Source organism: Micromonospora sp. NPDC048999 (assembly GCF_040649295.1).
Taxonomy (GTDB): domain Bacteria; phylum Actinomycetota; class Actinomycetes; order Mycobacteriales; family Micromonosporaceae; genus Micromonospora.
The window spans coordinates 102545-128070 of the sequence record NZ_JBEZFI010000011.1 but is presented as its reverse complement, the minus strand read 5'-3'; the positions used below and the strand labels follow the sequence as shown (position 1 = coordinate 128070).

The 25526-nt window shown below is 71.5% G+C and carries 19 protein-coding genes; 12 read left to right on the top strand and 7 right to left on the bottom strand.

What is annotated here, in order from left to right:
- Positions 1–387: 387 nt before the first annotated feature.
- Positions 388–1821 (top strand): non-reducing end alpha-L-arabinofuranosidase family hydrolase, encoded by a 1434-nt coding sequence (locus AB0C02_RS15395; protein ID WP_357548572.1) that lies wholly within the window; start codon positions 388–390, stop codon positions 1819–1821.
- A gap of 74 nt (positions 1822–1895) precedes the next feature.
- Here the strand turns inward: AB0C02_RS15395 and AB0C02_RS15390 are convergent, their stop codons facing one another.
- Positions 1896–3263, bottom strand: coding sequence for a cellulase family glycosylhydrolase (locus AB0C02_RS15390; RefSeq protein WP_357548570.1), 1368 nt, complete (start codon positions 3261–3263; stop codon positions 1896–1898).
- A gap of 424 nt (positions 3264–3687) precedes the next feature.
- Between AB0C02_RS15390 and AB0C02_RS15385 the strand changes: the two genes are divergently transcribed.
- Together AB0C02_RS15385 and prfH are read left to right on the top strand one after the other, a co-directional pair.
- Positions 3688–4875: an RNA ligase RtcB family protein gene (locus AB0C02_RS15385; RefSeq protein ID WP_357548567.1), complete on the top strand. Its 1188-nt coding sequence runs from the start codon at positions 3688–3690 to the stop codon at positions 4873–4875.
- The gene (gene prfH, locus AB0C02_RS15380; RefSeq protein ID WP_357548564.1) at positions 4872–5543 is read left to right on the top strand and encodes a peptide chain release factor H; all 672 of its coding nucleotides are present in this window, start codon (positions 4872–4874) and stop codon (positions 5541–5543) included. Before AB0C02_RS15385 ends, prfH begins: the two co-directional genes overlap by 4 nt.
- On the opposite strand, the gene AB0C02_RS15375 is transcribed toward prfH, so the two are convergent.
- Genes AB0C02_RS15375 through AB0C02_RS15365 form a run of 3 tightly spaced genes read right to left on the bottom strand, consistent with a single transcriptional unit; the run spans position 5535 to position 7152 of the window.
- On the bottom strand, positions 5535–6509 hold the full coding sequence (locus AB0C02_RS15375; RefSeq protein ID WP_357548559.1) for an NAD(P)-dependent alcohol dehydrogenase: 975 nt from the start codon (positions 6507–6509) through the stop codon (positions 5535–5537). The genes prfH and AB0C02_RS15375 overlap by 9 nt on opposite strands.
- Positions 6506–6712, bottom strand: coding sequence for a helix-turn-helix transcriptional regulator (locus AB0C02_RS15370; protein ID WP_357548630.1), 207 nt, complete (start codon positions 6710–6712; stop codon positions 6506–6508). Before AB0C02_RS15370 ends, AB0C02_RS15375 begins: the two co-directional genes overlap by 4 nt.
- An 11-nt stretch (positions 6713–6723) precedes the next feature.
- Positions 6724–7152 (bottom strand): hypothetical protein, encoded by a 429-nt coding sequence (locus AB0C02_RS15365; RefSeq protein ID WP_357548557.1) that lies wholly within the window; start codon positions 7150–7152, stop codon positions 6724–6726.
- A gap of 146 nt (positions 7153–7298) precedes the next feature.
- Here AB0C02_RS15365 and AB0C02_RS15360 point away from each other — a divergent pair, with 146 nt between their 5' ends.
- The 5 genes from AB0C02_RS15360 (at position 7299) to AB0C02_RS15340 (ending at position 13538) form a co-directional block, all read left to right on the top strand.
- On the top strand, positions 7299–8549 hold the full coding sequence (locus AB0C02_RS15360) for a sugar efflux transporter (protein WP_357548556.1): 1251 nt from the start codon (positions 7299–7301) through the stop codon (positions 8547–8549).
- A 238-nt stretch (positions 8550–8787) separates the two neighbouring features.
- Positions 8788–9582 carry an SCO2525 family SAM-dependent methyltransferase gene (locus AB0C02_RS15355; protein ID WP_357548554.1) on the top strand — a complete coding sequence of 265 codons (795 nt, stop codon included), beginning with the start codon at positions 8788–8790 and terminating at the stop codon, positions 9580–9582.
- Between the two features lie 216 nt (positions 9583–9798).
- Positions 9799–11640: an SCO2524 family protein gene (locus AB0C02_RS15350; RefSeq protein WP_357548552.1), complete on the top strand. Its 1842-nt coding sequence runs from the start codon at positions 9799–9801 to the stop codon at positions 11638–11640.
- Positions 11641–12570: an SCO2523 family variant P-loop protein gene (locus AB0C02_RS15345; protein ID WP_357548550.1), complete on the top strand. Its 930-nt coding sequence runs from the start codon at positions 11641–11643 to the stop codon at positions 12568–12570. It begins immediately after the preceding gene.
- On the top strand, positions 12570–13538 hold the full coding sequence (locus tag AB0C02_RS15340) for an SCO2522 family protein (RefSeq protein ID WP_357548548.1): 969 nt from the start codon (positions 12570–12572) through the stop codon (positions 13536–13538). Before AB0C02_RS15345 ends, AB0C02_RS15340 begins: the two co-directional genes overlap by 1 nt.
- A gap of 6 nt (positions 13539–13544) precedes the next feature.
- On the opposite strand, the gene AB0C02_RS15335 is transcribed toward AB0C02_RS15340, so the two are convergent.
- A complete protein-coding gene (locus AB0C02_RS15335) occupies positions 13545–14501 on the bottom strand; it encodes an SCO2521 family protein (RefSeq protein ID WP_357548545.1) in 957 nt (318 codons plus the stop codon).
- Between the two features lie 308 nt (positions 14502–14809).
- On the opposite strand from AB0C02_RS15335, the gene AB0C02_RS15330 reads away from it, so the two are divergent.
- Positions 14810–19009 (top strand): HEAT repeat domain-containing protein, encoded by a 4200-nt coding sequence (locus AB0C02_RS15330; protein ID WP_357548544.1) that lies wholly within the window; start codon positions 14810–14812, stop codon positions 19007–19009.
- A gap of 44 nt (positions 19010–19053) precedes the next feature.
- Here the strand turns inward: AB0C02_RS15330 and AB0C02_RS15325 are convergent, their stop codons facing one another.
- Positions 19054–21669: a CHAT domain-containing tetratricopeptide repeat protein gene (locus tag AB0C02_RS15325; RefSeq protein WP_357548542.1), complete on the bottom strand. Its 2616-nt coding sequence runs from the start codon at positions 21667–21669 to the stop codon at positions 19054–19056.
- Positions 21670–21839: 170 nt separating this feature from the next.
- Between AB0C02_RS15325 and AB0C02_RS15320 the strand changes: the two genes are divergently transcribed.
- From AB0C02_RS15320 to AB0C02_RS15310, 3 genes are read left to right on the top strand one after another with little or no spacing between them, the layout of a single operon-like run.
- On the top strand, positions 21840–23150 hold the full coding sequence (locus AB0C02_RS15320; RefSeq protein WP_357548540.1) for a S8/S53 family peptidase: 1311 nt from the start codon (positions 21840–21842) through the stop codon (positions 23148–23150).
- Positions 23151–23172: 22 nt separating this feature from the next.
- Positions 23173–23808: a sigma-70 family RNA polymerase sigma factor gene (locus AB0C02_RS15315; protein WP_357548538.1), complete on the top strand. Its 636-nt coding sequence runs from the start codon at positions 23173–23175 to the stop codon at positions 23806–23808.
- Complete coding sequence (locus AB0C02_RS15310) at positions 23783–24247, top strand: hypothetical protein (RefSeq protein ID WP_357548537.1); 465 nt, start codon at positions 23783–23785, stop codon at positions 24245–24247. Before AB0C02_RS15315 ends, AB0C02_RS15310 begins: the two co-directional genes overlap by 26 nt.
- A 96-nt stretch (positions 24248–24343) precedes the next feature.
- On the opposite strand, the gene AB0C02_RS15305 is transcribed toward AB0C02_RS15310, so the two are convergent.
- A complete protein-coding gene (locus tag AB0C02_RS15305) occupies positions 24344–25381 on the bottom strand; it encodes a hypothetical protein (RefSeq protein WP_357548535.1) in 1038 nt (345 codons plus the stop codon).
- Between the last annotated feature and the right edge of the window lie 145 nt (positions 25382–25526).

The following is a 25526-nucleotide window of genomic DNA, read 5'->3' as shown; positions in this document are numbered from 1 at the left end:
ACCACGCGTGTTGGTCGTAGCGGGGGGCTGCTGAGTTCCCACAGTCTTACGACGCGCGCGAGCATCCTCGACCCTTTCATCGACAACGTGCTATTTTCTGCGGGAGTCAGGGCACGCCACCCCGTTCGGCGCCACCGACTGATCGAAGGGCACCGGGTCTGACCCCGGTCGGCTTTCGGTGACCTGTCCGAGCCGCTCCCGCCACCTGTTCCGCACTTCTCAGGAGCGTTCAACTGGCGCCGGGTTTCGTGGGTCCAGCAGCCCTGCACCGCCTTCGTCAGCCCGTCAGCACGACTCGCAACCCGGGCGTGACCGCGCGGACCATCGCTGCGCCGACGATGCGGCACTCCACGGTGCGCCGGCGTACCCATCCGCGAAAGGACCTCGATGCGTCCCACCTGGAGAGCTAAGGCCGCGACACTCGCGGCCACCGCAGGACTTGTCACCGCCGCCGCAGCCGTCACCATGCCGGCCCAGGCCGCCGCGGCCGGCTGCGCGGTCACCTACGCCGTGTCCTCACAGTGGCAGGATGGCTTCGGCGCGAACGTCACCATCACCAACCTCGGGGACCCGGTCGACGGCTGGACCCTCACCTGGTCCTTCACCGCGGGCCAGACGGTCACCCAGTTCTGGAACGCCTCCATCACCCAGAACGGCGGGCAGGTCAGGGCCGTGAACGTCAGCTACAACGCGACCATCGGCACCAACGCCAGCGTGTCGTTCGGGTTCAACGGCTCATGGAAGACCAGCAACCCCGCGCCGACGAGCTTCGCGCTCAACGGGGTCACCTGCACCGGTGGTACGAGCACCCCGCCGCCCACCACCACCCCGCCATCGACCGCTCCCCCACCGACCACGCCCCCGCCGAGCGGCAGCCTGCCGAACACCTTCCGCTGGAGCTCCAGCGGCGTGCTGATCGGCCCGAAGTCGGATGGCCGCGGCATCGCCGGGATCAAGGATCCCTCGGTGGTCTACTACAACGGCAAATACCACGTCTTCGCCAGCACCGCGAAGTCGTCCGGCTACAACCTGGTCTACACCAGTTTCACCGACTGGCCCCAGGCCGGCTCGGCACCCCTCACCTACCTCGACCAGACGCCGATCGGCGCCGGTTACCGTGCCGCGCCCCAGATCTTCTACTTCGCCCCACAACGGCTGTGGTACCTGGTCTACCAGACCGGCAACGCCTCCTACTCCACCAACGCGGACATCAGCAACCCCGCCGGGTGGAGCGCGCCGAAGAACTTCTACAGCGACATGCCACAGATCATCAAGGACAACATCGGCAACGGCTACTGGGTCGACATGTGGGTGATCTGCGACAGCAGCAACTGCTATCTGTTCTCCTCCGACGACAACGGCCACCTCTACCGGTCGCAGACGACGCTGGCGCAGTTCCCGAACGGATTCACCAACACGGTCATAGCTCTGCAGGACAGCAACCGTAACCGGCTGTTCGAAGCGTCCAACGTCTACCGGGTCGGCAACCAGTACCTGCTGCTCGTGGAGGCGATCGGCGGCGACGGCCGGCGCTACTTCCGCTCCTGGACCGCCGCCGCCCTCACCGGGCCGTGGCAGCCGCTGGCCGACAGCGAGAGCAACCCGTTCGCGCGGGCCAACAACGTCACGTTCACCGGCACGGCCTGGACCCGTGACATCAGCCACGGCGAGATGATCCGCAGCGGCTACGACCAGACCCTGACGATCAGCCCCTGCAACCTGCGCTACCTGTACCAGGGCCTGGATCCGAACGCCGGCGGCGACTACAACGGGCTGCCCTGGCGCCTGGGCCTGCTGACCCAGACCAACTCCGCCTGCTGACCGGCGGGGCCGGCCGCCCCCGCATCCCCGTCGAACAGTGGGCCGGGCGCCACGACGCCCGGCCCACTGGTCGGTCAGCTTGCGGTGCAGGACAGGGTTGGGACGCTGTTGGTGACGTTGTTCCACGAGCCGTTGAAGCCGAAGTTCGTGCTGGCACCCGCGCCAAGACTGCCGTTGTAACTCTCGTTGCGGGCGGTCACCTTGGACCCGCTGCTGGTCACGGTCGCGTTCCACCACTGGGTGACAGTCTGCCCGTTGGCGAAGGTCCACGTGACGGTCCAGCCGCTGATCGCCGAACTGCCGGCGGTGACCCGCACGTCGCCCTGGAAGCCGCCCGGCCACTGGTTGACGACCGCGTAGGTGGCCGTGCAGGTCCGGCCACCGGTGGGTGGGGTGGTCGTGGGGGCTGCCGTCGGGGTAGGCGTCGCAGTCGCCGTAGGCCGCACCGTCGGTGAAGTGGTCGGTGAACCCCCGAAGATGGTGGCCTCCTTGGCCGTGGCCTTGATGCCGTTGGTGCCGTTGAAGATCCGCTGTCCCCAGGTGGTGAGCCGGCTGGGATCGAAGTTCGTGGCCATGTCCAGGATCGGGTCACTGTTGCCGCTCCAGGACCAGCCGAGGTAGCCCAGGCGACGTGCCTGCGCCTCCGCCAGGATGGTCTCGTGGTCGACCTCGCCCGCGTTGAACCGCCAGCCGAACTCACCGATCACCACCGGCCACCCCTTGGTCTGGAACCGGTTCAGGTAGTCGGTGATGGACGCGGCAGTGTTGAACACCGCGTACATGTGGATCGACAGCACCGTGTTGTGCTGAACGTCGGCGTCCAGGATCGTCTGCGCGTTGTCCCGCATGACGAACTGCCAGTCCTGGCCCCAGTTCGGTCCGTCGATCATCAGCAGGTGCTCGAAGCCGTTCGCCCGCATCTTCTTGATCGCGGCGGTGGTCGCGCTGGTCCACTGGCCGGCGTTGTTGTTGCCGATCGGCTCGTTGCCGATGTTGATGATCACATAGTTCTCCTGGCCGACCAGGGCACTCTTCTGGCTGATCCAGTAGTTGACCGCCTCGTCGAGTGAGGCCGCCGCGCCGTCCTCGCCGTAGCCGGTGGTGTCGTGCACCTCCAGTACGCAGATCAGCCGGTTCTGCTTGCACAGTGAGATCACGTTCGGCACGTCATTGGACGGACCCCACCGCTTGCCGCTGCCCAGCACCACCCGCACCGTGTTGGCGCCGAGCGCCTTGATGTTGGCGAACGAGCTGGTCTGGCCCGTGTACCAGACATGGGGGTGGTTGACGCCCCGCATGATGAACGTCTGGCCGTTGGCCTCGACGATGTTGGTTCCGCTGACGTGCAGGCCCACGGCCGCGTCCGCGGGCCGGACGAACAGCAGGACGGATGCGGCGACTGCGAGCAGGGCAGCGCCGAGAGTGAGAAGCCTTCGTTTCATGGCCTACCTCAGAGTGAGGCCCCGACCGGTCGGGGCACGAGCGCGCCTGCCCAAGCGCACGGCCAGGCGGCGGTGCGCGGCGCGATGGCGACGTGCGAGGTGCGGACGCGAGGCCGGCTCAGCACTCACGAGGTGTCAACAAGCTACTCGGAGACACAGCCCGACACAATAGGTCAATATCAATGCGCAAACCCGGCGTACGAGCACCCGCTCGCGTCGCGGTCTCCCGCGCGGCGACACGAACCCGGGCAGGACCGAAACGGCTTCCAGGTGGCCGAAAGTCGCTTGCCGCGCCCGGCGGGCTCGGCGAAGGTGATGCCCATGACGTTCTGACGGCCAGCCCTCCTCCTTGCTCCGCCACCCACGGTGCCAGTCGGTGCCGTGCTGCCGTCCGCCCAGACTCCGCACCGAGAATCGAGCGTCGTTGTCTCAGTACCACTGTCCACCCGAGCCTCTGCCGGAGCCCACCCCGGCCACCGTCACTGTGTTCGCCTCCCCCACAAGCTGGATCGAGTCTGCTGCCCTCGCGCAGTGCCACCAGGTGGCCGGGCTCGACGGCATGATCCACGTCGCGGCCATGCCGGACCTTCATCCGGGCAAGGGCGCCCCCATCGGGGCCGCCATGGCGTCGACCGTGTTGTACCCGTTCCTGGTGGGCTCGGACATCGGGTGCGGCATCGCCGTGTTCCCGATCAAGCTCAAGCGCGCCGTGCCGGAGAAGCTTGCCGGACGCTTCCCCGACCTCGACCGCCCGCTCGATCCTGACCGGGACGCCGACGACCCGGCCTGGGCCGTCATGCGGGGCGACATACCCGCCGGTCACGTCGACGGGCTCGGTACGGTCGGTCGGGGTAACCACTTCGTCGAGCTGTCCCGGATCGGAGCCGTCTTCGAGCCGGGCCACGCGAGCCGTCTCGGGCTCGACCCCGGTGACCTCGTGCTCATCGTTCACAGCGGCTCCCGGGGGCTGGGCGAACGAATCCTGCGGGCGCACACCGAGGTCCACGGCGCCGGTCCGGCCCCTGATGCCGCCGCCTACCTGGCGATGCACGACGCCGCCGTACGTTGGGGTTCGCTCAACCGGCGGCTGCTGGCCGCCCGGGTCGCCCACGCCCTCGGGGCCGAGCCCACCGAGCCGATCGTCGACCAGTGCCACAACCTGGTCGAGATCCGCGACGGGGTTTACCTGCATCGCAAGGGCGCGGCGCCGGGTGACGGCCGCGACGTGCTCATCGCCGGTACGCGAGGCACCCCTTCCTACCTTGTGGCCGCCCACGCCGGCCCGGATGCCAACCACTCGGTGGCGCACGGCGCGGGCCGCAAGATGTCCCGCGCCGACGCCCTGCGCCGCGGCCGGGCCAAGCACACCGTCGAGGAGCTGCGCCGCACCCCGGTCGGCTCGCTCGTGGTGTGCGGCGACCGCCAGCTGCTCTTCGAGGAGGCGCCGACGGCCTACAAGCGCATCGAGCAGGTGATCGGCGACCTCGTCCACCACGGGTTGGCCACCCCCGTGGCCACCACGGTTCCTCTGGTCACCTACAAGACGCCCGACCTCGGACCCACACCACGACCTGATCGGCGGGACAACCGTCGCGGGCGAGGCCGGCCATGAGGGTCGAGCTGCTCTTGTCGGCCGGGCGCGGCCCGCAGGAGTGCGCCTGGGCGCTGGCCCGGCTGCTGTGCCGGCTGGAGGCCGACGCCGGCGGGCGCGGTCTGACCACCCATCGTGTCCAGACCGTGCCCGGTGACCGACCCGACACCTACCGGTCCGCCCTGGTGCAGATCCGTGGTGCCGATGCCGAGACGTTCGCCGCCTCGTGGACCGGAACCCTCTGCTGGCAGGCGCCCAGCCCCTACCGGACGAGCAACGGCCGGAAGAACTGGTACGTCATCGCCCGACCGTGCCAGCTCGACGCCCCGGCCACGACGTTCGCGGAGGCGGATGTCGACGTGGTCGCCTGCCGTACCGGCGGCCCCGGCGGCCAGCACCGGAACAAGGCCAGCACGGCGGTACGGGCGACCCACCGTCCCTCGGGCCTCGTTGTCGTGGTCGACACCGAGCGCCACCTCAGCAGCAACCGCCGCATCGCCCTGCAGCTTCTTCGACAACGCATCGAGCACGACGACGAGGCGGCCCGGCGCGCCGTCACCGTTGCCCGGTGGCGCGTCCACGACGAGCTCGTACGCGGCAACCCGATCCGCGTCGAGCGGCCGGAGCCATCAGGACCTGACCCGCAGCGGGGACGACGGCGATCCGCACCACCGCGCTCGTCACGGTAGGGGGACGGTGACGACGGCCTTTCCGGTCGCGTGGCCGCCCTTGAGGTGGCGAATGGCGTCGGGGACGCCGGCCAACGGCCAGGTCCGGTCGACAACGGGGGTGATCTGGCCGGCCTCGATGAGCCCGGTCAGTGCCATCAGGTTCTGGGTGCTCTCCTTGCTCATCAGCGGCACCAGGCGCTGCCCGACCAACGGTGACAGGGCCAGCGCGCGCAGCTGCCGGTCGAAGCCCTGCAACCACTTCCCGCCACGCGCCTCGCCTCCGACGAGGACGAGGACGCCCGTCGGGGTCACCGCCCGGCGTAGCCGGGACAGCGACCGGTTGCCGGCGGTGTCGATGACGGCGTCGTAGCGGTGCTCGGGCAGGTCGACGCGGGTGTAGTCGACCACTTCGTCGGCGCCGAGTCGGCGTACCAGGTCGAGCTTGGTGGGCCCGCAGAGGCCGGTGACGTGCGCACCGGCGGCCTTGGCGAGCTGCACGGCGTACGAGCCGACGCCGCCGCCGGCGCCGATGACCAGGACGCGGTGCCCGGGGCGTACCTGGGCGGCGTCGCGGACGGCGGTGAGCGCGGTCTGCCCGGAGATCGGAACGGCGGCGGCCTGTTCGAAGCTGAGGCTGGCGGGTTTCGGTGCGAGCCGGCCGGCGGACGCGACGGTGTACTCGGCGAAGGAGCCCGCGCCGGTGCCGTACACCTCGTCGCCGGGGGTGAGCCCGGTGACTCCGGCCCCGACGGCGGTGACCACGCCGGCGAGGTCCATGCCGGGGACGCGGTTGCGGGGCCGGCGCAGGCCGAAGCCGAGGCGTACCACGTAGGGCAGGCCGGTCAACAGGTGCCAGACGCCGGGGTCGACGCCGGCCGCGCGGACCTGGACCAGCACCTGGCCGGCGCCGGGCGTGGGTACGTCGATGTCGGCGAGGCGGAGCACGTCGGCCGAGCCGTACCGGTCCTGCACGATCGCCTTCACGATTCCTCCTGTGGGTACTCGAACACGTCGGTGAGGGGCACGCCGAACACGGCGGCGATCTGGAAGGCCATCTCCAGCGACGGCGAGTAGCGGCCCTGCTCGATGGCGATGACGGTCTGCCGGGTGACCCCGACCCGCCGGGCCAGCTCGGCCTGGGTCATCTCGTCGTGCGCGAACCGCAGCGCCCGGATGGAGTTGGTGATCCGGGTCGGCTTCACCACGACTGGAACCCCCGCCGGTAGGCGACGATCTTCGCGGTCGAGCCGACCACCGCTGAGAGCACGAAGCCCAGGTAGATGACGTTGGCGATCCAGAACTGGTCCCAGTCGGCGAGCGCCATGGCCAGCGCCGCGACGCCGCCGATCACCAGGAACGACTGGCCGATGTGGTCGCCGAGCCGGTGAATCTCCCGGTCCCGCTGGTCCTTCTCGTTGGCGCCCTCGGCCGAGAGGATCGAGACGACGATATTCAGCGCGATCGACGCCACGATCGACCCGCCCACCGTCGCCAGCAGCGGGCCCGCGTAGGAGACCTCCGCGAGTGGGTCACCGTCCGCCCGCCCGAGCACGATCACCACGTACGCGGCATAGGCGGCGATCGCCACCAGCCCCATGATCCAGGAGCGCTTCTCCTCGAACGCCATCGGGCCCTCCCCTGAGGTAAAGAATTCTTGACACCACTGAGTGTCAAGCACAGCGGACACGATGTCAAGGATTCTTTACCTCTCCTGAGACAGGGCCCGCGAATCGGGCGAGGGCGACGCCGCGAAAAGTCCTAGAGTGTCAACCTGTGGCAGTGGATGCTGGCCCCACCGGGCAACCCAACATGGTCCGCACCCTGCTCCCCCTCGGCGTGGTCTTCTTCGCCATGGGCGTCGCCAACGCCGTGGTCATGCCCTTCCTCTCGCTCTTCCTGAGCACAGCCGTGCACGCCGACCCGATCCGGATCACGGCGCTCCTCCTTGTCGCACCGCTGGCGGGCGTGGTCGCGGCCACGGCGATCGGATGGCTGTCGGATCGCTGGGCGATCCGGCGCGCGGTGCTTGTCGGGGCTGCCCTGGCCGGGCTGATCCACGCCGCGCTGACGGCCTTCATCCGCGACTACTGGATCCTGCTCGGGCTGGCCCTGACCCTGGCACCGCTGGCCGCGGCGCTGTTTCCGCAGTCCTTCGCCTACGCGCGCCAGGTCCTCGCCGGCGCGGACTCCGCTCGGACGGCGATGGGCATCAGCACGCTACGGACGGTCTACTCGCTCTCGTGGGTGGCAGGTCCGCCCCTGGCCGCCCTCCTGCTGAGCGCCGGAGGGTTCCGTGGCCTCTACGGAACGGCGGCGCTCATGTTCGCGCTCGCCGGGCTGGCCTCGATCGTCGGCCTGAAGCGGATCGCCGCGCCGGCGGCCCCCACCGACGGGCAGCCCACCGACGCCCCTGCCGTACCGCGATCGACAATACTGCTGACGGCAGTGGCATTCGTCCTGCTGAACTGCCCGTTGACCCTGGCCGTGCAGGCACTTCCGCTGTTCATCGGCACCGAACTCGGTGGCGACGCGGCCCAGGCCGGTCTTCTCCTCGGCCTCTGCGCCGCGCTGGAGATCCCGCTGATGCTGGGCCTGGGCGCCCTGAGCACCCGGGTCGGGGTACGCGTGCTGCTGCTGACCGGCGCCGGGTGTGGTGTCGCGTACTACGGGCTGGCGGCCACCGCCTCGTCCGTATGGGTGCTGGCCATCGGTCAGCTCGCCAACGCCGCCTTCATCGCCGCGGTGTCCGGCCTCGGCATCTCGTACGTGCAGGACCTGATGCCGCAGCGCCCCGGGCAGGCCACGACCTTGTTCACCAACTGCTTCCCCATCGGCGCGATGCTGGCCGGTCCGCTGTTCGGCCTGGCGCAGCACTACGGCTTCCGCCTCGCGTACGGCGCATCGGCCGCCTTGTGCGCCGCCGGGCTGCTGCTCCTGTTCCTCACCCGGCCGCCGGCCACCGCCCGTGTCGCTCCGCCATCCACCGGTCGGCCCGTCCGCTCCCGGTTGCCACAGCCGTCCTGAGGAACGGCCGCCGGCTCAGGTGCCGGCCGATCCGCCAGCAATGTGATCCCACGCGTTTCTTCCTGCTTCCATTCGGTCCGGATTTGCCGGAGACATACTTGCGAAACCTACGCGAAAAGCAGGCATTGACGGAGTTCCCCTTGCGGGCCGACGCCTCCGTCCGATACAAATTGGACAGCGTGCTCAGCGCGCCGGAACAACGGCCAAAGTGGTCCGCCTACCTCTTGGAGGCATGTCCATGGCATTGACGCCGGCGGCTGGCTCGGGTTGTAACGCATCGTCCGCTCCGCCGCCCCGAAATCAATCCCCGAAACAGGTCAATTCAGAGATCGAGTGGGATCGGTTCGACCCCCAGGCGTACGTGCGGCACAACTACTCGGCGCTGCGTCCCGACGATCGCGAAATTCTGTGCCACATCAGGGATTTCTTCGCCGACGCGAGGCTCTCCGACTCGCGCTGCGTCGACGTGGGATCCGGGTCGAACCTCTACCCGGTGCTGCCCTTCCTACCGTTCGCGCGCAGCGTGGAGCTGTGTGAATGGTCCGCGTCCAACGTCCGCTGGCTGCGCAGCCAGATCGACGGCTACGACGAGGTCTGGGATCCGTACTGGCAGGTGTGTGCGGAGCATCCGTCCTATGCGACGCTGCTTGATCCGCGAGGCCGTTTGGCACAGATCGGCCGGGTCCGGAAGGTCAGCGTCTTCGACCTGCCAGGGCATGCCTGGGACGCGGGCACCATGTTCTTCGTCGCCTGCTCGATATCGGCCGAACGTGCGGAGTTCGACCGGGCGATCGGCCGGTTCCTCGGCGCGTTACGTCCCGGTTCCCCATTTGCCGCGGCGTTCATGCTCGGCTCCCGCGGCTACCGCGTCGGCCCGCGCTGGTTCCCGGCGGTGGAGTTGCGCAGCGCCGACGTGGAGGCGAGCATGGCGGCCGGCGCGTGCGACGTGGACTTCCACGAGGTGCGCCCGAAGCCGCCACTGCGGGACGGGTCCCTGAGCATGCTGCTGGCCACCGGCCGCACCCGCGACTGACGGCACTGTGCCGCCGCAGCATGGGGTGTCCGCGCGGATCGGGGCACGAGCCGCACCCGGACGACCTCGGCGTCGAGACCGACACACGGCCGCCCACAGGCGTCCCCGCACGGCTCGGCATGAGTGGATACGATGAAGGGCGTACCTCACCGTGAATCATCGTGTGCAAGGCAACACCCGTTCCGAGTCGGCGACTACAGCAGACGGCGGTGAATCATGCGGATACAGCCACGCCAGGAGATCCTCGACATCTGGCGGGCCACGGTGCACAGTTGCTGGCAGAACGGTGAATGGCAGTGGGGCGGCCGGAGCGGCAGCAACTCCATCAGCGACGCCGAACAACTGCTGACCCTGTTGCTGCCGGCGACCAAGGTCCCGGCGCTGGGCCTCGACGACCCGGACCGCACCGACGAGGAAGTCCTTGACGCGCTCGACTCGATCGGCGGCGCGATCGAAATCCCCCGTCGGCTGGTCAGCGTGATGACCGACTACTTCACCCGCTACACCGACGACGGCGGCGCCCCGATCTTCAGCGCCGGCGGCTATCTCAATCCGTTGGATGCCGGGCCCGACCTCACCGAGGAGCAACGCTCGCTGGACATCGTCGACTCGTTCGCCGTGTCGATCACGCTCACCCTGGCGACAATCGGTTTCGCCAAGGTCTACCGTGGCGCCACGCAGCGACGCGACCTGTTGGCGCAGTTGGACACGCTGGAGGCGATGGCCAGTGCGCGGCTCAGCGCAGCCATGGTAGGGCTGTTGCGCAGCTTCAGTACCTCGGTCTTCACCTCGACGGGCGACTACGGGGTCCGGCTGTGCGACATGATCAACCAGGACGGGGTGCCGCGCCGCGAACTCGTGGCGGCGCTGCGCGAGCGGCTGAAGGAGACCATGGCCAGCCTGCGCAGCGTGCTGATCGGGTCGGGGCGGGTGACCGAAGACCTGGACAACAGCGAAATGCTGTTCGAGTGCGGTTGGTCCTGGGGAATCATCTCCGGCGCCGAGGAGGTCTCGACCAAAGAGCCGATCGGCCGGCAGCGCGAGGGCGCGGCGGAGAACGCTCCCTTCCTCTACTTCACGGTCATCGCGATGGACGCCATCGAGGATTTGAACTCCGAGCGTACCCGGCTGCTCGGGCTGCTCAATGAGGAGCAGCAGCGGCTGTCCGGGGCACTGCAACTGCGCTGGGAGCTGACCCGCACCTACTGGGCAGAGGTGGCGACCTTCGACAGCCGACGGCGGTGGCCCATCGAGGACGTGCCGTGGCGCACCACCGACGGTGACCGCACCGACTACTACACGCTGCAGGTCACCTCACTGGCGGTGAAGGGCCTGCTCGCCCGCGGGCGCGGCGCCGACGAGGAGCTCGGGCGGATCGCCGCCGTGCTGGTGGAGCTGGCCCAACGGGCGCGGATCACCCGGCGCGCCTCGCTCGGCGAATCGGCGCTGGTCGTGCACGCGCCCGGGAAGGGGGTCACCCTGACCGACGCGACGTCCAAGCCGATCATGATGTGGAACGTCAACGAGTTCTCCGCCGTGCTGCTGCAGCGGGCGGCCACCGTCGCCGGTCTGCTCGGCAACGCCCGCCGCCGCAGCGAACTACTCGAGCTGGCCGACGAGGTCTGGGACCACCTGCTGCTACGCCGCATCTCCGACGGCCAGAATGGCGGCCTGTGGGATCACGCCGGTGGCGCCTTCCCCGGGCTCGCGCCGATGCCCGAGGCGCCCTCCTGGTACCTGACCGAGCGGGTGGTGCAGGCGCTGGTCAGCGCCGGTCAGCTGCTCTCGGACCGGCCGCTCCCGCGGGCCGGCCGGCTCTCCGCGTACGCACAGGATCTCATCGACGAGGCCGAATACCTGTTCGACCGGGAACTGATGAGCGGCACCTTCAGCGGTACGGCGATGCAGCGCAGCATGCGCAGCATCCGGGCCAGCCTGCGCCGGGCGCAGCTGTTGGTGGACGAGCGCCCCGGCACCGCGGCCGCCCTGGCGAACTCTCTGCTGTTGCTGCTCAACGACGTCACCACCGGGCAGCAGAAGGCCAGCGAGGGGATCTGAATGTTGGTTTTTGTCACGTCTCACAAGGGCGGCACCGGGCGCTCGGTGACCGCGGCCAACATCGCCTACCGCAGCGCGCTGTCCGGCCGCGCCACCTGCTACCTGGACTACGACTTCGCCTCGCCGACGGCCGGCGTCACCTTCCAGATCCCCAAGGCGATCAACGGGGTGGAGGGCACCGGGCCAAAGGCCGGCGGCCTGCACCGGTACCTGCGCGGGGAGATCTCGTCTCCGGAGCAGTTGGACGTCTGGGGCACCTCGGAGCGGGCCAGTCTGCGTCAGCGGCCAGCCGGGTCCGGCTCGCTGGTGTTCCTGCCGGGGCAGCGCAACGGCAGCGAGTTCGGCTTCACCAACGACATCGCCAAGCGCTGCGCAGAGCTCTTCCTCCGACTGGAGGAGGAGTTCGACCTGACCCTGGTGGATCTCAGTGCCGGTCGCTCCTACGCCAGTCAGATCGCCCTGGCCGCCACCGCCACCCCGACCATGCGCAAGGTGGCCGCCCGATGGCTGGTCTTCCACCGGTGGACTCCCCAGCATGTCACCGCGGCCGCGGACCTCGCCTTCGAGCCCGGCGGAATCCTGGCCATGGGCAAGGAGTACGGCCACGAGCCGGACCGGCTGCGGGAGTCGCTTCGGTTCATCCGCACCGCGGTGATCAACCCGCGCGGGCCCGAGATCGGCCACCTCGACCTGGCGCAGCAGGCCTTCCTGCGCAAGTGCGACGCGGAGCTGGCGGAGTTGGCCCGGCGGCGCGGCACCGGGCGCACCACGCTGCTCGGCATGGTGCCGCTTGACCCGCTGCTGCAGTGGCGCGAACAGCTCATCTCGGACCACGACGTGCAGTCCAAAATCGCTAACGCCGAGACCGTGGACGCCTTCGTGGAGCTGACCGAGAAAATCTTCGACGACACCGCGTGGGAGACCGTGTGATGGCCGTGGATGTCAGATTCCAGGAGGCAGCCGCAGTGCGTCGCACCGAGAGTGTGCCGTACTCCCACCTGTCAGTCGAGTTGGGGCACGTCTACGCGGAGGATTTCGGCGACGACTGCCGGGAGTTGCGGCGCAAGTTCGAGCGGATCGCGGACTGGGCCCAGGCGATCCCGGCGCTGGCCCGTCGGGGGCTGCGTCCACACCGGCAACCACGGATCAGCACCTGCTTCCTGGTGGACGACTACTTCCACCGGTTCGGCAGCCCGGGAGAGGTGATCCCGCAGGTGCAGGATGCCGCGGCAGCACAGGGTCTGATGCTGGACTACGTGGCCCGGGAATCCACCTTCGCCCGGCACGACGATGTCGAGCTGGCCCAACTGATGCTCGACACGCTGGTCGTGGAGCCACCCCGGCATACCACCGGGAGCCGCCCGCCGCTGAGCGAGTCGGGCTGGCTGTCCAACGGCAAGCGCTCGCCGGGCCACGCTGCCGCGCCGGCGATGACCCTGCCGCTGCCCTGGTCCCCGCCGGCGCAGTCCGGTGACCCCCGGCATTCCATCTTCGTCGATGTCGAGCTGTGGACCGACGAGCCGGACGGCCGGGTGTGGGCCTGTGCGCTGCTCGCCTCGGTATGGCAGCTGACCCGGCTGGGTGCGCTGCGCCATCGCGGCGACACGGTCGCTCAGCCGTACCGGCTGCCATCCGGCGAGCCGTGGCCCGCCGACTGGGACGACCTGCCGTCGATCGTCCAGTTGAACCCGGCCGCCGCACCGTTCTGCGCGTACCGCACGGTGACGATGATGGACACCCGGTACCTGCCGGTGGAGCTGGCCGTGCGGACCATCCTCGGCCAGGTGGCGGTGCCACCGGCGGTCACTGAGCAGGTCGCCAAGCGGGCCAGCGGAGAGGGCCTGCAACTGCCCGGCGAGCTGGTCGACCGGTTGAGCTACGTGTTCATCGGCGACTGAGGCCGGTCAACGAGGGCACGGCTGGGTGATCTCCACCCGGTCGGCCAGATCGCGCAGCAGGGCCATGTTCGCCACGCTGATCTGGTCCCGGATCCAGTTGACCGACGACTTCCACTGCCGGCTGAACCCGGGCACCTGCTCCAACTTGTCCCAGATCAGCCGTAGCCGTGGGTCCACCCGCGCGCCGGGCAGCCACAGGTGCAGCAGGTGCTCCAGCACCGGTCGGAGCCGCTCGATGTGCTCCCGCGTCGGCACCGCTCGGGTCACCGCGACCTCCATGAGGGCGGACAGCGTGGTGAGCAGCCAGTCGTGCAGGGCGAGATCCTCGCAGAGGCCGGCGACCGCGGCCGGCACGTCCTGTGGGCCGACCACGAGTTCGACCGTACGCAGCGTCGGGGTGTCCACCGTGACCACCGCGCTGCCGGCCGCCTGCGGCCGCTGGTCGACCTGCGCGGTCCAGCGCAGCCGGGTGCGCGCCGCGCGCAGCGGCGGCCGTCGGTCCAGCAGATCGGACATCTGCACGCCGTCGAGCACCCGGCCGGTGATCGCCTCCAGGTTCAGCACGTCGGCCGCGTTGCCCAGCCGGAAGCCCCCGGCCAGGTCCGCGGCGTCCAGCTTGCCGACCGTCTCCAACACGCCGGGATTGGCCAGATAGTGCGACCACGGCCGGCGGCGCTCCCCCGCGACGACCTGGACGATCGAGGAGGACTGCACGATCCGGCCACCGGTGATGACCGCCCGGGTGACCACCGCACCCACCCCGCGCAGCTGACGGTTTTTGGCGCTGGGCAGCCAGCAGTCCACTCCCGTGCGGAGGTCGGGCGAGACCGCGTACAGCGACGGGCGTCGGGACGTCAGCACGGCCTCGCCCTCCACCAGGTTGAGCACCTCGGAGCTCTGCTCCTGGGCCAGTGCCGTGCTGTGCTGCAGCAGGCTGGTGTGCACCTCGCCCACCGTGAGCATGTTGGCCTCCGCATCGCTGCCACCGGTCCGCGGTCACTCCGCGGAATGCGGTCTCATGATGATCGACGTTCGCCGCCATGGCCGGCATCGACACGGACCCGCGTGCGAAACACCGGGACACCGGCAAGCCCCCGGCACCGACCCCGCGCCGGGTCGGAACCCGTCCCGTGGGCCATCATAGGCCCAACGGCGCACGGAACCGCGTATCGCCACGGGTGGCGGTCGTCCGCGGGGACAAATGGAAGTGAACGCGGCTGATATTTTGAAAGTGCGGTCGCCAGTCAGCCACCCCCTGGAGTTCTGCTGACATGAAGGTCTACATTTCGGCCACTCAGCTGGACCTGCTGGATTATCGAGCCGCCGTGCACGCCGCGGCCCGTCGCCTTGAGATCGAAGACGTGGCCATGGAGGCGTACGGCGCCGACGTCCGGCCACCTCTGGAACGCTGCCTGGCCGACGTGCGCCGGTGCGACCTCTACGTGGGGCTCTTCGCCTGGCGGTACGGCTACCGGCCGCAGGGCCAGAAATCCTCCATCACCGAACTGGAATATCGAGAAGCGCTCGCGGCTGGGAAACCCTGCCTGATCTTTCTGCTGGCCGAAAATGCGCCGTGGCCGGTGGACATGGTCGACAAGGACAGGCAGCAGATTCTCGCGTTGCGCCACGAGCTCAAGGAACAGCATCTGTGTGACTTCTTCACCAGCCCGGACGACCTCGCGGCCAAGGTGACCGCGGCCCTGGCCGACGTACGCGGCGGCCGGTCCCCGGCACGCGAGCCCGGCGACCCGGACACCCATCTGCCGGAAGCCACGCGCGACCAGTACCACAAGCGTCTGCGGCAGATGTACCAGGCGGTGCCCCTGGACGCGGTCTCGCCGCGGCCCACCATCGGCTACCTCACCGTGGGCCTGTCGAACGTGTTCGTGGAGCCGCGGGTGCACGAGGACGCCCGGCCGGAGATGCCGCTCGCCTGGTGGCGCTGGGCCGGCGCCACGGCCGGCGGCGACGCCGGCCGGTTGCCCGGCGTGGTGGACACGGAGGAGGTGGAGCGGCTCTGGGCGGAATACTCCGCGAAGGATGCCCTGGCCCTGTTCGACGTGGTGTGCGATCCGAGCCAGCGCGCGATGGTGCTGCTCGGTGACCCCGGCTCCGGCAAGTCGACGGCCGTGCGGTACCTGGCGCTGGCGCTGGCCGGGGTCTGCACCGAGCCCAGGCTGGCGGCGCTCGACGGGCACCTGCCCGTCCCGGTCGAGCTGCGCTCGTACTCGGCGCATCGCGGGGACGGCCGGTGCGACGGGCTACTCGACTACCTCGGTCACCGCCGCCAGCAGGGGCTGGCCGGCATCGACCGGGGCGTGCTGGAGGCATACCTGCGGCAGGGCGGTCAGGCGCTGTTCCTGTTCGACGGCCTGGACGAGGTGTTCGACCCGGCGCACCGGGAGGAGGTGGCCGAACAGATCGCCACGTTCGCCAGCGAATATCCGGGGGTGCGCACGGTCGTCACCTCGCGGGCGGCCGGATACCTGCGGCACACCTTCGCCAACGCCGGCTTCGACCATTTCACGTTGGAGGATCTCGACGACGAGCGGATCACCCGGTTCCTCGGCAACTGGTACCGCGATGTCATGCCCACCCCGAAGGCGGAGGCCGACCGGCAGCGGCGGCAGATCCTCGACGTGGTGCGCCGATCCCGCGCGATGTACGAGATCGCCGGCAACCCGCTGTTGCTGACGCTCATGGCGATCGTCGCCCGGGGCCACCCGCTGCCGCGCAACCGGCGCCGGCTCTACGCGCACGTCGCCGATGTGCTGATCTCCGAGTGGGACGTGACCAAGCAACTGCGGGAAAGCCACGGGGATGTGCCGCCGCTGGACCCGCAGGCGAAGCTGCGGCTGTTGCGCCACCTGGCGTACCGGATGCAGTGCCGGGAATCCGGCCCGGCGGGCAACTATATTGAATCCGACGAGTTGTCGCGCGTCTTTCGGGACCACCTGGTCGAGTTCTACGGCTTCGAGAACGAGCGGGCGCACGGCATGGCCAACTCGATGATCGAGAAATTGCGCGAGCGAAGCTTCATCCTGGAGCGGTACGGGCTACGACTGTTCGGGTTCGTGCACCGCACGTTTCTGGAGTTCTTCTGCGCCGAGGAGATCGTGGACAGGTTCGAGCACGACCCGGATGTCTGGAGCCTCGACCAGCTGCGCGCGCTGTTCCGCGAGCACTGGGCCGACCCGTCCTGGCGGGAGGTGCTGCGGCTCGTCGCCAGCGCGCTGCCGGCCGGGGCCGCCGACGACCTGATCACCCTGCTCGCGACCGAGGTCAACCAGCCATGGCCGCCGTTGAACCTGACCAGCCCACCGTGGAACCTGATACTGGCCGCGCAGTGCGTGGCGGAGGCGTCGCAGCCGGCCGATCTGGCCGGCGCCGGTGACGCGGTGCTCCGCCAGGTGGTGCTGCTGGTCGAGCACGGCATCTCCGCCGACGACCCGAACCTCGTGGAGCTCACCGAGCAGGAGTTGCTCTCCTCGATCCGGGCGCTCGGGTCGCGCTGGCCCGGCCGCGGCGTCTTCCTGTACTGGTACCGCCGCCGCGGGTTGCGGACCAGTTGGCACTCCGGCTCCACGTTCGCGACCCGGGCCGCCGCGATACTGTCCACCCCGAATGAGCGGTTGGAGGAGCTGCTGGTCCGGGAGCTCGGGCAACGCCGCGAACGGCAGGCCCGGATAACCCTGGTCGCCGGGCTGGCCGAGGCGGCCGGCCGGCCGGACAACACCGGCAGCAGCCATCGATACTGCCAGGAGCAGCTGTTCGCCCAGGCGCGGGCGGAGGGCTCGACCGCGGTACGACAGGCCGCGGTACGCGCGCTGGTCGCCCACTTCGGCGCCGCCTCCGACCTCGTCGATCTGTTGCGCGACCTCACCGGTTCACCCGATTCCGCGGTGCGGGCGCTCGCCGTGCAGTCCCTCGGCGGCCGGGCCGAGTCGTCCGAGGACATCCGCCAGTTGCTGACGCGCGTCACCGAGGACCGGGACACCGCGGTACGGCGGGCCGCCACGGCGGTGCTCGCCACGCGGGCCGCCCTGCCCGGCGTACCCGAGGCGTTGCAGCGGCTGCTCGCCGCCGACACCGACCCGGTGGTGGTGCAGTGCGCTGTGAAGTGCCTGTTGACGCTGCCCGATTACGCGGAGGTGGCCCGAGCGCGGGCCCTGGCTCGGGTGGCCGGCGACGGCCCGGACGAGGTGCGGCGCTGCCTGGTGGCCGAACTGCTGCCCGGTCGGCCGGGCGCGGAGGCGACCGAGCTGCTGCTGACGCTGGCGGGCTCGGACTCCGCCGCACCGGTCCGCGCGGTCGCCGTGCAGCGGCTGGTGCTGATGCCCGACCCGGAGGGGCGCTGCCGGGACCGGCTGGTGGACCGGATCGAGCAGGACGAGGACGCGTCCGTCCGGGCCGCGGCGGTGACCGGGCTGGTCGACCGGTACCGCCCGGACGACACCGGGTGGGCGGTGGCGGCGCACGCGGCGCGCGCCGACGAGGATGCGACGGTGCGCCTGGCCGCGGTGCGCGGGCTGGCCGAGTCCTGTCCGGACGACCGCACCGGGAAGCTGCTGTTGGAGCGGGCCCGCCAGGACCCCACCGCGAGCGTCCGACTTGCCGCGGTCGAGCTGCTCACCGGCCGGCCGCTGCTCGAGCGTGCCACGCGTGACCTGCTCATCAGCCGGGCCGCCGAGGAGCGGGATCCGATCGTCCGGTTGCAGGTCACCCGCAGCCTGACCCGCACCTCGATGGACGCGGACGTGCGCGAGTGCCTGGCCGAGCAGGTCCGGCGGGACCCCGATCCCAATGTGCTGCGGGCGGCCGCGCAGGCACTGGCCCGTCACGGCGAGGGCGGCGGCCTGGTGGCGGCGCTGTCTCGCCGGGCCCGCCGGGACAGTTACGCCGGCATCCGGCTGGCCGCCGTGCAGACCCTCTGCGCGTACGGGAGCGACGATGTGGTGACCGACGTGCTGCTGGAGTGCGTCGAGTCGGACACCGACCCGGCGGTGTTCGACGCGGCGGTGCACTGCCTGACCGAACGAGGTTCGGCGTCCATGGCCGTCACGCTGCGGCTGATGCGCCGGCTGTCCGACCCCGATCCGGCGATCCGGGCCCGCATCGCCGCCGCGCTCGGCGAACACTTCGGGGCCGACCCGGAGGTCCGGGTGCTGCTGGTGGGGCTGGTCCGCGACGATCCGGCGCTGGAGGTCCGGCGCCGGGCCGTGGCGCAGCTGGCGGCCACGCTGGCCGACGGGGTGGGGGTACGGGAGCTGCTGATGCGGCTGGTGGACGACGACGACTGGGAGATCCGCCGGACGGCCCTGCTGGCGATGGCCCGCCACTACGGTGCGGACGCCCGGACCCGTGAGGTGCTCGTCCGGCTCGCGCATCGGGAAGACGACGACACCGTCCGGCGGTTGGCCGCCCAACTGCTGGCCACGCTGCCGGGCACCGCCCCCGACGACTTCCCGTGACCCACTCGGCCGGGCGCTCGGACTCAGGGCGTGCCCCGCGCCGGTCAGCCGGCCCCGAAGCAGACGAAGGCCGCGGCGGTGGCCCGGGCCGGGCCGTCGCCGGCCGCGCCGAACGCCCGCTGGGCGTCGGCAAGGGCCAGCGCCGGACGGGCACCTGCCCGCATCCGCCCATGCAGGTCCAGCATCAGCGCGGTGGTGGGCTCGGCCGGCACCGGCAACACGGTCGCGATCAGACACCGGGTGCCGAGCGCGAGCAGCACCCCGGTGAACCCCAGGACCTCGTCGCCCGGGCGCACCCCGGTCAGGCCCGAGTCGCAGGCGGAGAGCACCACGCAACCGGGCGGGCGAGCCACCCGCTCCCACTCGTACGCGAACAGCGGCCCGTCGGCCAGCTCGAGCGTGGAGAACTGCGGATTGTCCGCGCGGAAGGTGCCGTGGGCGGCGATGTGTACCAGCCCGGCCCCGTCCAGGGCGGCGGTCAACGCCGCGGCGGTGGCGTCGGAGCCGGTGAGCAGCCGCGTCCCCGGCAGCACCTGCGCAAGCCGGCATACCTCGGCGTGCGCGGCCGGCAGGCGCGGGCCGGCGGCCAGGACCGGCGGGCCGGCCGGCGGCTCCCGCCGGTCCGCCGCGAGCCAGACGGTTGCCGACGGGGCGACCGCCACGGCACGCCCCGCGCAGGTCGGCAGCGCCGACCAGGGCACGGCGTGCAGCGCGCCGACCGGGACGATCACCAGAGGCCGGTCGGCCAGGCGCCGCCGCAGCGGGTCGAACAGTTGACGGTCCAGCGCCGCCGCGGCGTGTGCCGCCCCGGCCCGCGCGGCGGCCGCGTCGCCGGTGGTGACCAGCCGACGCAGGGCGAACCGGTGTCGCCGGGCCAGGTCCACCGCGTCGGCGAGCGGGCCGAGGTCGTGCAGGCTGGCGCGGCCCTCGCGGACCAGCACCGCCCGGAGCCGGTCGCCGTGGGCCACCAGCTCCAGCAGCACCCGGGAGCCGAGCCGCGCGGCCAGCGCGCCCACGCCGGGCGGGGCGATCACGCTGCCGCCGCCGGGCGCGCGCCGGGCCAGATCCCGGATCCGCTGCTCCAGGCGGGCCTGCCGGCCGCGCAGGGCGCGGGCCGGGCGGCCGGCCAGCACGTCGTCCTCGATCAAGCCGCTGACCAGTCGAAGTTCGGCGAGCGCCGCCACCAGGTCGGGATCGTCGGGGGGCAGCGCCGGCCGGGTCCGCAGCCCGTTGGCCCGCCACCGCTCCGCCCAGGTGAGCACCCGCGCCGGTGCACCCGCCCGGACCGCGATGTCCAGGCCCTCGGCGGCCAGCTCCTGGCCGTACGCTCCGCTGTGGGCCCGCAGCTCCGTGGCACCGAGCGACGTGCGGTGCCGGTCGAGCACGGTCAGCCCTCGGCGCAGCGCCCGGGCCGCCCCAGGGTCGTCCCCGGCGAGCCGGTGCGACACGGCCAGGGCGTACCATCCCTGCGCTCGCCGGTCGGCGATGCCCCGCCGGCGGGCCCGGGCCGCCACCGCCAGCAGGTCTCGGGCCTGGTCAGGACGCCCGAGCGCGGCGGCCAGCAGGCCGGCCTCGATCCGGGTGGTCAGCGCCGGGCCCGGCCACCCGGTGGCGTCGAGCTGCTCGGCGGTACGCGACATCGCGCTGAGCAGCGGGCCGGACCGGATCCCCCGGCGGTACGCGGCGCGCAGCTCGACGTGTCGAGCGAAGACGGCCCAGGTGCGGCGTCCCTGGCGCTGGAACCGGGACCGGGCCGCGGCGGCGGCCCCGCTCGCGGTGTCCAGGTCTTCGGCGAGCAGCGCGGCCCGGGCCCGCGCCAGAAGCGCCTCGGCGAGGTCGGAGGCCAGGCCCCGGCTACGCAGTTCCCGCACCGCCGTGCGGGCGACCTCGACCGCCTCGTCGACCAGCGGCACCGACAGCAGCAGCTCGAACCGGTCCAGCAGCAGCGCCGGCCGGGGGACGGCGAGCCGCCGGTACTCCTCGTCGACGGCGGCGAAGCAGCGCAGCGCACCGGCGATGTCGCCCCGCCGGCCGGCCGCGATCCCACCATTCCAGCGGGCGTCTGCCGCCGCCAGGTCCAGCCCCAGCCGCTGGAAGGCGGCTGCCGCACGCGACAGGTCGTCGTCGGTGCCGCCGGCCGCGCCCCGGTGGGCGTTGAGCAGGCCCCGGTTGTTGCGGGACCGCGCCTCCAGCAGCAGGTCGCCCTCGCGCTGTGCGATCTCGATGGCCAGTCCGTAGTCGCGCACCGCCTCGTCGTAACGCCCGCGGTAGTGCAGCACCACGCCCCGCTGCATCCGGGCTCGGCCGGCGTCGGCGCCGTTGAGCCGGGGCAGCGCGGCGGTCACGGCCCGCAGGGCCGCGCCGGTGCGGCCGGCGTTGGCCAGCACGTAGCCCAGGCTCATCCGGGCCAGGGCCCGGGCCCGGGGCGTTCCGGCGACCCGTACCGCCCGCCGCAGGTGATGCAGCGCGCCGGGCAGGTCGTTGAGCTCCCGCAGAGCCAGGCCGACGGCTCGTTCGGCGGTGGAACGCTCGTCGGCGGCGACGAGGGACCCGGCGGCCAGCACCCGCTGGGCGATCGCGATCGCCTCGCGTGGGTAGCGCTGGACGGCGTCGAGCGCCGCCTGGGCCGTACCGGCACCGGAACCGGTGCTGTCGGGCATGCCCCACAGACTCCCCCACTGATTCGCTTCCGTCAATGCCACCCGGCGGACGTGTCGGGAATCAAGAATCGTCATTGACATATGCCGATGCTTTGGCAGAATCGACGTCGTCCGGGATTTTGTCCACGCCGGCCATTGGCGGGCGCTTCTGTCGACCGCGTGGAGGACCCGTGTCACCTGACCACCCCGCCGCGCCGCGCCCGGCCGGCCGACTGTCCCGACGGCGGCTGTTGGCCGCGTCCGCGCTCGCCGCGGCGGCCTCGTTCGGCGTCGGATCCCACCCGACCCCAGCCCGCGCCGACGACTCCGACGACGCCGCCTACCAGCGGGCGTTCGACGAGGCGCTCGCCGCCGACCAGAACGTCCGCCGGCACACCGTCCCGGGCCGGGAGTTCCTCTACCGACCCCGGCAACTGCTCGCCGCCGACACCGACGCCCAGCGCGTCACCGCCTGGCTGCGCACCCGGGGCTACGCGGTGGCCCCCGAGAGTCGCTTCGCCGGCGTCACCCAGCTGCTGTTCGACCGGGAGACCGAGGTCCCCGCGGTCGTGACGAAGCTACGCGCCCCCGAACAGTGGCCCGGGCAGCCGGTGCCGGCGGTGCAGCCACACCACGTGTTGCTGGGCCTGGGCAACATCATGGGCAACCCGAACAGCCCACCCACGGCGGTCGCCGCGCTGCCGCCACCGGACCCGACCCGGCTCGGTGAGGGCGCGGGGGTGACGGTCGGGATCTGCGACACCGGTATCTGGCGGCTGGCCGGCAGCTACCACCCGCAGTGGCTCGGCGGGGCGTACGTGCCGGAGGTCGACGACGAAGACCCGCTGTACGTGCACACCGACGTGCTCGCCCCGCAGGGCGGGCACGGCACCTTCGTCGCCGGGGTGGTGCGGCAGGCCGCGCCGGGCGTACGCGTCGACCCGGAGCAGGCGTTGAACGCCACCGGCGTCGGCGACGAGGCGTCGGTGGTGGCCGCCATGAGTCGGCTCGCGCCGGCGGTGTCCGTGATCAACCTGTCCCTGGGCGGGTTCACCCAGGACGACCAGCCGTCGCTGCCCCTGGCCAACGCCGTGGCCGCGCTGCCCACGGCCACCGCCGTGGTCGCGGCGGCGGGCAACGCCGGCACCAGCCGACGGGTCTGGCCCGCCGCGCTGGCCCGGGTCGTCGCGGTGGCGGCGGTGCGCCAGGGCTCCGGTGGCGTGGTGCCGGCCGCCTACAGTGGGTACGGGCCGTGGGTCGACGCCTGCGCGGTCGGCGCGCGCGACAGCACGTACGTCGAGGGCCGGTTGCCCCTGGCCGGCCGGCCGACCCGGGTGTTCCACGGTTTCGCCGCCTGGGTGGGCACCTCGTTCGCCACGGCGCACGTCTCCGGCCGGCTCGCCGCACTGATGACCGCCGGCGGGCTGAGCGCCGACGCGGCGCGGCTGGCGCTGCTCGCGGCACCGCGCTGGCACCCCGACTACGGCGTGCTCGTCCCGTGAACCGCAGCCGCACGGTGTCGTCGTGACCGGCCGGAGCACGACCAGCCTGGTGGCCGCCGCGTCGGGCGGGGACGAGTCGGCGTGGGCGGAGCTGGTCCGCCGGTACACGCCGCTCGTCTACTCGGTGATCCGGTCACACGACCTGAGCCGCGCCGACGCCGCCGACGTCAACCAGACCGTCTGGCTGCGCCTCGTGGAGCACCTGAGCCGGGTGCGGGATCCGCAGGCCCTCGCCGCCTGGCTGGCCACCACGGCCCGGCGCGAGTGCTACCGGCTGTCCCGCCTCGGCCGGCGCACCCAGCCCTTCGACCCGTACGACGAGGCGCTCGACGCGTACCACGGATTCACCCGCACCGCGGAGGCGGCGGCCCCCGACGAGGAGTTGCTGCGCGCGGAGCGGCGGCAGGCGCTGCGGGAGGGCTTCGCGCAGCTGCCGCCGCGCTGCCAGGAGTTGCTGTCGCTGCTGACCGCCGACCCGCCACCCAGCTATCGGGAGGTCGCCGAACGGTTGAGCATGTCGGTCGGCAGCATCGGGCCGGCGCAGGCCCGCTGTCTGCGCCGGCTGCGCGACTGCCCGGCGCTCGCTGCGTTCCTCGGTGCATCGGCGACCCAGACGAACGGAGGTGACCGCGATGGAGCCGTGGCCGCCGGCCGGTGACGACGCCCTGACGGCCGAACTGGGCGCGGCGCTGTGGAACGCCGGGCCGGTTCCGGAGGAGTTCCTCGCCGCGGCGCATGCGGCGTTCGCCTGGCGGAACGTGGACACCCACCTGGCACTGGCCGAGCTGACCTTCGACTCGGCCAGCGACGCGGAGTTGGCGGGGCTGACCCGGTCGGCCGGCTCGGCGCGTACGCTGTCGTTCCGCAGCGGCCCGATCGTGCTGGACATCGAGGTGACCGACGCCGGGATCGTCGGTCAGCTCTCGCCGGCCACGGGTGGCCGGGTCAGCGCGCAGACCGCCTCCGGCACATACGACGAGGCCCCGGTCGACGCGGTGGGCTTCTTCTCGCTGGACGCTCCCCCGCCGGGCCCGGTCCGGCTTCGCGCCCGCACCGACGAGTACACAGTGGCCACCACCTGGGTCTTGCTGCGCTGACGCCGCCGCTCGCCGGGTGCGTCCGTCCGGCGAGCAGGCCCGGTGACGGGGTCGCGAGCCGGGATGGCCCGCGACCCCGCGCGGCGGCGAAGCAGACTAGCCCTGTCCGGCGCTGATCAGGTACTCCACCCCACCGAGATCGGTCCGCTGGGCCCCGCTGTTGTCGGGGCCGAACTGGGTCACGTCGAGCGCGAACTCCCGGTCACTGGCGGCGGCGGCCGAGAAGAGCAGCGAGAACTCGATCCGCTCGCCGGGGTTCAGCAGCAGGTTGCCCAGGCTGGCCTTGCTCGGCTCCACGATCTCCAACTGGGTCTTGCCCACCTCGCGCACGCCTGTGCCGACCTTGCCACCGGCCTGCCAGCGTTCGAAGAGGGCCTGGCCGAGGTCGACCACGACCCGGCCGCCGATGCTCTGCAGTCCGCCCTCCTTGGGCTGGGTGAAGACCAGGTCGTTCTTCGTCGCCACGGTAAGCGAGTTGCCGATGGCGAACGGCCGGACAATCTGCGGGCCACCCAGGATGTAGCGCACCGAGTCGACGTTGCGCCAGGCGATGTTGTTGTTGTAGCGGGTGTTGGTGCCGATGTCCGGGCCCTCGAAGTTCATCGGGTCGGTCGGCGACTCCCACCGGGCCAGCAGACAGAAGTGCCCGGGCCCGGGCACCCCGTTCCACGGGATGGTCACCGTCGTGGTGCCCGGATAGACGATCACGCTCGCCGCGCCGATCTGGGTCCAGTGCGTTGGCCAGACCGCGCCGCCGCCCGGCGTCGTCCGGTAGACCCGCAGCACGCCGCTGTCGGTGCCCGAGCCGTACGGGCCGGGGTTACGCAGCTTCACGAAGATGAAGTTGGTGGCGCCGACGATCGGGTTCTGACTGGCGGCGCACTCGACGGCGGTCGGGCAGACCTTGATGTCGGGGCTCTGCCACAGCGGATCGAACGAGTGCGGCTGGGCGCCGACGTCAGCGGCGACATCCCGGATGTAGACGTCGGTGCGGCCCGCCGCGACCATGTTCTCCTGCCGCTGCGCCGCGCCGGGCGCCGCGCCGGCAGAGGTGACCGTCAGCAGGGCGGCCAGCGCCGCGCCGGTGAGCACGGCCAGCGCCGAGCGGCGTACGCGTCTCCCTACATTGCCCATGACAGGCTTCTCCCATCGACGGGGGGACCGCCGGCCCGGCGTGGTCGTACCGGGTCGACAGCGATGACGGTGTTCAGGAGCGCGCCGCCACGCGGTTGATTCACCCTGATGCCGGTCACCGCCAGATGGCGTCAGGAGCGACGAA

Bases quoted from the DNA above. Each gene is read 5' to 3' on its own strand.
- AB0C02_RS15305 (WP_357548535.1), bottom strand. From the start codon at position 25,381: ATGGGCAATGTAGGGAGACGCGTACGCCGCTCGGCGCTGGCCGTGCTC.
- AB0C02_RS15310 (WP_357548537.1), top strand. From the start codon at position 23,783: ATGGAGCCGTGGCCGCCGGCCGGTGACGACGCCCTGACGGCCGAACTG.
- prfH (WP_357548564.1), top strand. From the start codon at position 4,872: ATGAGGGTCGAGCTGCTCTTGTCGGCCGGGCGCGGCCCGCAGGAGTGC.
- AB0C02_RS15325 (WP_357548542.1), bottom strand. From the start codon at position 21,669: ATGCCCGACAGCACCGGTTCCGGTGCCGGTACGGCCCAGGCGGCGCTC.
- AB0C02_RS15395 (WP_357548572.1), top strand. From the start codon at position 388: ATGCGTCCCACCTGGAGAGCTAAGGCCGCGACACTCGCGGCCACCGCA.
- AB0C02_RS15330 (WP_357548544.1), top strand. From the start codon at position 14,810: ATGAAGGTCTACATTTCGGCCACTCAGCTGGACCTGCTGGATTATCGA.
- AB0C02_RS15340 (WP_357548548.1), top strand. From the start codon at position 12,570: ATGGCCGTGGATGTCAGATTCCAGGAGGCAGCCGCAGTGCGTCGCACC.
- AB0C02_RS15335 (WP_357548545.1), bottom strand. From the start codon at position 14,501: ATGCTCACGGTGGGCGAGGTGCACACCAGCCTGCTGCAGCACAGCACG.
- AB0C02_RS15350 (WP_357548552.1), top strand. From the start codon at position 9,799: ATGCGGATACAGCCACGCCAGGAGATCCTCGACATCTGGCGGGCCACG.
- AB0C02_RS15390 (WP_357548570.1), bottom strand. From the start codon at position 3,263: ATGAAACGAAGGCTTCTCACTCTCGGCGCTGCCCTGCTCGCAGTCGCC.
- AB0C02_RS15365 (WP_357548557.1), bottom strand. From the start codon at position 7,152: ATGGCGTTCGAGGAGAAGCGCTCCTGGATCATGGGGCTGGTGGCGATC.
- AB0C02_RS15355 (WP_357548554.1), top strand. From the start codon at position 8,788: ATGGCATTGACGCCGGCGGCTGGCTCGGGTTGTAACGCATCGTCCGCT.
- AB0C02_RS15345 (WP_357548550.1), top strand. From the start codon at position 11,641: ATGTTGGTTTTTGTCACGTCTCACAAGGGCGGCACCGGGCGCTCGGTG.